6 protein-coding genes are annotated in these 6483 nt (G+C 65.1%); all 6 read right to left on the bottom strand.

The genetic code is table 11. The annotated features are described in order from the left end of the window. Window positions 1-169: 169 nt before the first annotated feature. Genes OWC48_RS05000 through hpaH form a run of 6 tightly spaced genes read right to left on the bottom strand, consistent with a single transcriptional unit; the run spans window position 170 to window position 6473 of the window. Window positions 170-1795 carry a thiamine pyrophosphate-dependent enzyme gene (locus OWC48_RS05000; RefSeq protein WP_282518937.1) on the bottom strand — a complete coding sequence of 542 codons (1626 nt, stop codon included), beginning with the start codon at window positions 1793-1795 and terminating at the stop codon, window positions 170-172. A 25-nt stretch (window positions 1796-1820) separates the two neighbouring features. Then, window positions 1821-2690 carry a fumarylacetoacetate hydrolase family protein gene (locus OWC48_RS04995; protein ID WP_282518936.1) on the bottom strand — a complete coding sequence of 290 codons (870 nt, stop codon included), beginning with the start codon at window positions 2688-2690 and terminating at the stop codon, window positions 1821-1823. Between the two features lie 3 nt (window positions 2691-2693). After that, complete coding sequence (hpaD, locus tag OWC48_RS04990) at window positions 2694-3677, bottom strand: 3,4-dihydroxyphenylacetate 2,3-dioxygenase (protein WP_282518935.1); 984 nt, start codon at window positions 3675-3677, stop codon at window positions 2694-2696. Window positions 3678-3706: 29 nt separating this feature from the next. Next, window positions 3707-5245, bottom strand: a complete 1539-nt coding sequence (hpaE, locus tag OWC48_RS04985; protein ID WP_282518934.1) for a 5-carboxymethyl-2-hydroxymuconate semialdehyde dehydrogenase — start codon at window positions 5243-5245, stop codon at window positions 3707-3709. Then, window positions 5238-5636: a 5-carboxymethyl-2-hydroxymuconate Delta-isomerase gene (locus OWC48_RS04980; protein WP_028146923.1), complete on the bottom strand. Its 399-nt coding sequence runs from the start codon at window positions 5634-5636 to the stop codon at window positions 5238-5240. Before OWC48_RS04980 ends, hpaE begins: the two co-directional genes overlap by 8 nt. A gap of 30 nt (window positions 5637-5666) precedes the next feature. Then, window positions 5667-6473 (bottom strand): 2-oxo-hept-4-ene-1,7-dioate hydratase, encoded by an 807-nt coding sequence (hpaH, locus tag OWC48_RS04975; RefSeq protein ID WP_282518933.1) that lies wholly within the window; start codon window positions 6471-6473, stop codon window positions 5667-5669. Between the last annotated feature and the right edge of the window lie 10 nt (window positions 6474-6483).

The raw sequence follows: 6483 nt of genomic DNA, 5'->3' as shown, positions 1-6483 counted from the left end.
TTGGCGCCGGCCCCCTTCGGCATCAGCGCTTCCACAAAGCTCGGCTGTCCCGTCTGCTTAACCGCCATCGCTACCCTCCAAGGCTTTGCCCGAGGGAATCACAATTGACGAATTACGCAACAGGCCCACAAGGGGAGAAGGAAGGAGTCCTGGAACGACGATGCTTCGTTTACGGCTTCGGCGGGTGAATGAACGCCCAGGGGCTGACCTCCGAATCCCGCGTCACCTCGATCGAAATCAGATACGGCCCGTCATGGGCCAGCGCCTTTTCCATCGCTGCCTTGAACTGGTCCGGCGCGGTGACGCGCGCAGCAGCCACACCAAAGGACTCCGCGAGCTTGACGAAATCCGGATTGACCAGATCGGACGCCACCACGCGGCCGTTAAAGCGCTCGCGCTGGTCGCGGCGGACATTGCCGTAGGCGTTGTTGTTGAACACCAGCGTCACTACGCCGATGTTGAACTGCACGGCGGTGGCAAGCTCCTGCACGCCGAACATGAAGCCGCCGTCGCCGGTGATCGCCACCACCGGCTTGTCGGGGTTGGCGACCTTGGCCCCAAGCGCTGTGGGAAAGCCCGAGCCGAGCGTGCCCTGATACCCTGACGTGATGAAGGTGCGCGGCTCGTAGATCGGAAAGCCGTACCAGGACGCGAAGCCGAATTGCGACAATTCATCGGTGACGATCGCGTTGGCCGGCAGCACCTCGCGCAGGATGTTGAGATACGCCATCTGCGGCTGGATGCTCTGGATATCCGCCAGCGCGGTCGCGGTGGCCTCGCGGATCGCGGCGCGGCGGCCGGCGGTCTTGCTGTAGCCGGCCTTGCTGACCGCTTCGATCAGATCGGCGGTCGCGGTCTTGGCATCGGCGACGATGGCGGTGTCGGAGATGAAGCGCCGCATCTCGACGGGATCTATGTCGATCCGGATGCTCTTCAACCCGTCGGGCCGATACGGCCAGCGCGACATGGTCGGCAGCTCCAGCCGCGAACCGATGCCGATCATGAGATCGGTCTTCGGCCATAGTTTGTAGGCGGCAGCCATCGTGAGCCCCAGCTCATGCGCGTTGGAGACGATGCCGCGCCCGCTGCGGAAGGCGACGACGGGTGCATCGATCATCTCGGCGAGCTCGAGGATTTCGTCGCGCGCCTCGATCGCGCCGCTGCCGACAAAGATCATCGGCGCCTTGCTGCTCCTGATCACCGCAGCCGCCTGCGTGATCAGATCCGGATCGGGCAGCGGCGCGGGCAGCGGCTCCAGCACCTTTGCGTCACATGTGTCCGCGCGCTGGGTGAAGACGTCCCAGGGCATTTCGACAGAGGCAGGGCCACGACGGCCGGACGTCATCTCCTGGAAGGCGCGCGACACGGTGGTCGGCGCGTTGCCGGGCGTTTCGATGCGATCGGCCCATTTGACATAGGTGCGCAAGGTGGCGAGCTGGTCCGGCATCTCGTGCAGATGGCCGCGGCCCTTGCCCAGAAACTGCGTCGGCACCTGGCCGGTCACGCACAGCACCGGCTCGTTGCAGCCATAGGCGGTCAGCAGCGCCGCGCTGGCGTTGAGCACGCCGGGGCCGGGCACCACGCTGAACACGCCGGGCCTGCCGCTGGAGCGTGCGTAACCAAACGCCATGTAGCCGCAGGCCTGCTCGTGCCGCGCGCCGATCACGTTGAGCCGGGCCTGGTGGAAGGCGTCGAACAGACCGTAGACCTGCGCGCCGGGCAGGCCGAACACGGTGTCGACGCCATGGGCGACAAGGCCGCTTACGATCGCTTCGCCGCCGGTGAGGGTGGTCATTGCACTATTCCATTTCGATTGTTGTTCAGGCTTCGTCGACGACGCCATTTCGTAGCATGCCGATGCCTTCGGCTTCGACCTCGATGACATCGCCGGGCTTCAGATAGCGCGGCGGATCGAACCGCGCGCCGGCGCCGGTCGGCGTGCCCGTCACAATGATGTCACCGGGGACAAGCGTCGCGAAGGTCGAGATATAGCTGATGAGATAGCGGAACGGAAACATCAGCCGGCTGGTCCGGTCCTCCTGCCTGAGCTCGCCGTTGACATGCGTGGTCAGACGAATGTCGGCGATCTGCGCTTCCTTGGTGTAGGGCACGAGCCACGGGCCGAGGCTGCCGCTGGAATCAAAGTTCTTGCCCTGCGTGACGTTGAACTTGGCGTGGCGCAGCCAGTCGCGCACCGAGCCTTCGTTGCAGAGCGTGAGGGCCGCGACGTGATCTAGCGCGGCGCTTTCCGCGATGTGCCGGCCGGGCTTGCCGATCACCAGCACGATCTCGCCTTCGTAGTCGAGCTGCGCCGATGCGCGCGGGCGCACCAAAGGCGTGTCGTGGCCGACGAAGGAGCGGGGCGAGCGCATGAACATGCTCGGATATTTCGGCGCCTCCTGGCCGTCCTTGTACTCGGCATTGCGGTCGGGATAGTTGACGCCGATGCAGATGATCTTTTCCGGCGCGGGCACCGGCGGCAGCCAGGTGATCTCGCCGAGCGCGTGAACCGGCGTGCGGCCGGCGGCCTCTTCGGCGAGGCTCACGAGCTTCCCGGCCGCGATCACCTCGCGCAGCGTTGGATAGTCTTTTGCGTGGCGTGCGGAGAGATCGACGATGCCGCCCTCCAGGACGGCGCCGTAGCGGATTTCACCCTTGACGGAATAGGTGGCGAGGCGAGGGAGCTTCATCTCTTAATCCGCCACCAGCACGTCGGCCACGAACTTCGGCTCGCGCACGGCTTGCCCGCTGAACGGCGAACCCTGCTCGAACCACGAGCGCGGCGCCGGCGCGCCCCACAGCGTCTGGCGGCGCGGATCGCGCAGCGACCAGCGCAGCGGCTCGTGGTCGTGATCGCCCGTAAAGTAGTCGCTGGTGTAGAGCTCGAGACGGTGCCCGTCGGGGTCGCGCACGTAGAGGAAGAACGCATTCGAGATGCCGTGGCGTCCCGGGCCGCGCTCGATGTTCTTGACGAAGCCTTGCGAGGCCATCACGTCGCAGAGATGGATGATGTTCATCGCCGTCGGCGTCCAGTAGGCGAAGTGGTGCAGGCGAGGGCCCTTGCCGTTTGTGATGGCGAAATCGTGGACGTTGCCCTTGCGGTGCATCCAGGCCGCGGCGATGCGCCCGTTCGGTCCGTCCTCCTCGGCATATTCGGTCAGGCGGAAGCCGAGCCGCGCGTAGAACTCGACGGTGTCCTGCACCTCGGCGGCGAAGACGTTGAAATGGTCGAGCCGCTGCGGGTGGCATCCTCTGTAGAGGTCGTAGCGGCGAAGCAGATGCGGCCGCCGGTCCATCGCGGCGTACAGCTCGATCTGGAAGCCGAAGGGATCGGTGAACTGCAGCGTGCGGCCCTGGAAGGGCTGGTCGACGAAGGCGTAAGAGAGACCGTTCTCCGAAAGAAAGGAGGCGGCCTTGTCGAGGTCTTTGTCGTTACCGACCTTGAAGCCGAGCCTGTTACAGGCGGGTACCGACGCCTTGCGCAACACCAGCGAGTGATGCTGGTGCTCCTCGGCTGCGCGCAGATAGACGACCTTGTCGTCGGCATCCTCGACATGCAGCCCGACGGTGGTCTCGTAGAACGCGCGGCTGAGCTTCAGGTCGGTCACGTCGAGCACGACGTGGCTGGAGCGGATGATGTTGAACGGCGGTTCGAAGATGTGTTGCGGTACGGGCATTGGCGTTTCCCCTCTCGGCTCGACGGGCGTCAGATTCCCAATTTCTGAATCTTGTGCGTGCCCCGCGCCAGCGAGACGTGCTTGGTTTCCATGTAGAAGTCGAACGAGTAGTCGCCGCCGTCGCGGCCGATGCCTGAGGCCTTCATGCCGCCGAACGGCGTCGGCAGATGGCGAACGTTTTCCGAGTTGAGCCAGATCATGCCGGCCTCCAGCGCGTCGGCAACGCGCAGCGCGCGGCCGACGTCGTTGGTCCAGACATAGCCGGTCAGGCCGTAGCGGATGTCGTTGGCGATCTCGATCGCGTCGGCCTCGTCCTTGAAGGGCAGCACGGTGAGGAAGGGGCCGAACACCTCCTCCTGCGCCACGCGCATCTTGCCGGTCGCGCCGGTCACCAGCGTCGGCTCGACGTAGTGTCCGCCTCCCGGACCATCGAAAGCTTTGCCGCCGACGGCAATCGTCGCGCCGTCCTGTCGCGCGACGTCGAAATAGGAGCACACCTTTGCCAGGTGCCGTTCGTGGATCAGCGGTCCGATCTCGGTGGCGGGGTCGAGGGGATGGCCGACCCTCAGCGTTTTCACGCGGGCGGTCAGCTTCTCAATGAATTTCTCCGCAATGCTGGCCTGGATCAACAGGCGGCTTGACGATGTGCAGCGCTCGCCGTTGAGCGAGTAGATCATGAACACGACCGCATCGAGGGCGCGGTCGAGATCGGCGTCGTCGAACACGATCACCGGGTTCTTGCCGCCGAGCTCGAAATGCACGCGCTTCAAGGTCGGCGCGCCCTGAACCATGATCGCCGAGCCCGTCGCGCTCTCGCCGACGAAGCCGATCGCCTTGATCGCGGGATGCTCGGTCAGGGCCTTGCCGGCCTCCTCGCCAAAACCGTGCACGGTGTTGAGCACGCCGTCGGGAACGCCGGCTTCCTTGACGAGCCTTGCCAGAACGGCGGCGGTCACCGGCGACCATTCGGCCGGCTTGTGCACGACGGTGCAGCCCGCGGCCAGCGCCGGCGCGATCTTCCAGGTCGAGAGCATGAACGGTGTGTTCCACGGCGTGATCACGCCGACCGGGCCTATCGGCACGCGGGTCGAGACGTTCCAGTGCTCGTCGCTCGGCGTGTTCTGGCCGTCGCGCGCCTCGGCGCATTTGTCGGCGAAGAAGCGGAAATTCTCGGCGGCGCGGATCGCGGCCTTGGCCATGAAGCGATAGGCCTGACCGGTGTCGATGCATTCGAGCACGGCGATGTCGTCGGCATTGTCCTCGATCGCGTCGGCGACGCGGTGCAGCAGCTTCTTCCGCATCGCCGGCCCCATGTCGCGCCACGACTTGAAGGCCAGCGCAGCGGCCGTGGCCGCGGCGTCGATGTCCTCGGCGCTGCCGCGCGCGACGCTCGCGAGCGTGGCGCCATCGACCGGGGACTTCGTCTCGAAGGTCTCACCGGAGATGGAGGGGACGATCTTGCCGTCGATCATGTGGCCGATGCCGTCGCCCCGCAGCGTCTTCAGCAGCGGTGCTGCGCGGTCGCGATTGGCCTGGAACACATCGGCTTTCGGCGTGGGCTTATCCATGGGCAGCCTCCACTTTCAGGGCGTCGTGGATGTTGTTGCGCTTCCAGCTGGTGTCCTTGTCGTTGATCTGCATGTCGAACGACAGGGCGAACTTGCTGGCGGCGAAGACGGGATCGAGATGTTTTGAAAGCGCCTGGAAGACGTGCTCGCCTGCCTTCTGGCGCGTGGGAAGGTCGCGTCCTTCGCCGATGCGCAGCACCATGTCGAGAAAGCCGTAGTCCTGTCGCGCGTCGGCGATCGCATAGTGCTCGCACCTGACAGCGCGGACGCGGATGCCGCCGAGCGGGAAGATGCCGGTCTCGACCGCTGCCTTCCGCACCACCTCGCAGACGGCGCCGATGTCGAGGCGGCCGTCGAGATTGGCCGAATATTCGATCGTGAAATGCGGCATCGCGGTTTCACTCCCTGTCTTTTTGTTCGTCTAAGCGAAGTAGCAGCTCACCGAGCCGTAGGCGCCATAATCGGCCTGAATTGTGTCGCCCTTGCGGGTCTCGATCGGACGGATGAAGGAGCCGGCAAGCACGATCTGGCCGGGCTCCAGCGCAAGGCCGAGCGGCGCGATCTTGTTGGCGAGCCAGGCCACCGCAGTCGCGGGATGATTGAGCACGCCGGCGGCAAGGCCCGTCTCTTCGAGCTGGCCATTCTTGAAACAAAGCGCGCCGATCCAGCGCAAATCTGCGTCCAGCGGGCGGATCGGCCGTCCACCGAGCACGATGCCGGCATTCGCCGCATTGTCGGCGATGGTGTCGAAGATTTTTCGCGTCGCCTTGGTGCTGGGGTCGACACGTTCGATGCGCGTGTCCAGGATCTCCAGCGCCGGCACCACGAAATCGGTGGCGTTGAGCACGTCGAACATCGTGCAATCCGGCCCCGCGAGGCGCCTGCTCATGACGAAGGCGAGCTCGGCCTCGACGCGCGTGGCGATGAAGCGCTCGGTCGGGACGAGGCCGCCATCGGCAAAGAACATGTCGTCGAGCAGCACGCCGGAATCCGGCTCGTCGATATTGAGCGCGCTCTGCATCGCCTTCGATGTCAAGCCGATCTTGTGGCCCTTGACGATGCGGCCCTCCGCGAGCTTGAGGTCGACCCAGGCCTTCTGAATCGCGTAGGCGTCAGCGATGGTAATGCCTGGAAAATCCTGCGAGAGCTGCCGGATCTGAGTGCGGGTCTTCTCCGCCTGATGCAGACGGCTCGCACAAGCTTGGATATCGTCGTTGGAAAGCGCCATCTGTGATCTT

Source organism: Bradyrhizobium sp. Arg816 (genome assembly GCF_029989365.1).
In the GTDB taxonomy this organism is placed as follows: Bacteria; Pseudomonadota; Alphaproteobacteria; order Rhizobiales; family Xanthobacteraceae; genus Bradyrhizobium.
The sequence above is the reverse complement of the archived record's forward strand: the minus strand, read 5'-3'. Positions and strand labels throughout refer to the sequence as shown.

Bases quoted from the DNA above. Each gene is read 5' to 3' on its own strand.
- hpaE (WP_282518934.1), bottom strand. From the start codon at position 5,245: ATGGATAAGCCCACGCCGAAAGCCGATGTGTTCCAGGCCAATCGCGAC.
- OWC48_RS05000 (WP_282518937.1), bottom strand. From the start codon at position 1,795: ATGACCACCCTCACCGGCGGCGAAGCGATCGTAAGCGGCCTTGTCGCC.
- OWC48_RS04980 (WP_028146923.1), bottom strand. From the start codon at position 5,636: ATGCCGCATTTCACGATCGAATATTCGGCCAATCTCGACGGCCGCCTC.
- hpaD (WP_282518935.1), bottom strand. From the start codon at position 3,677: ATGCCCGTACCGCAACACATCTTCGAACCGCCGTTCAACATCATCCGC.
- hpaH (WP_282518933.1), bottom strand. From the start codon at position 6,473: ATGGCGCTTTCCAACGACGATATCCAAGCTTGTGCGAGCCGTCTGCAT.
- OWC48_RS04995 (WP_282518936.1), bottom strand. From the start codon at position 2,690: ATGAAGCTCCCTCGCCTCGCCACCTATTCCGTCAAGGGTGAAATCCGC.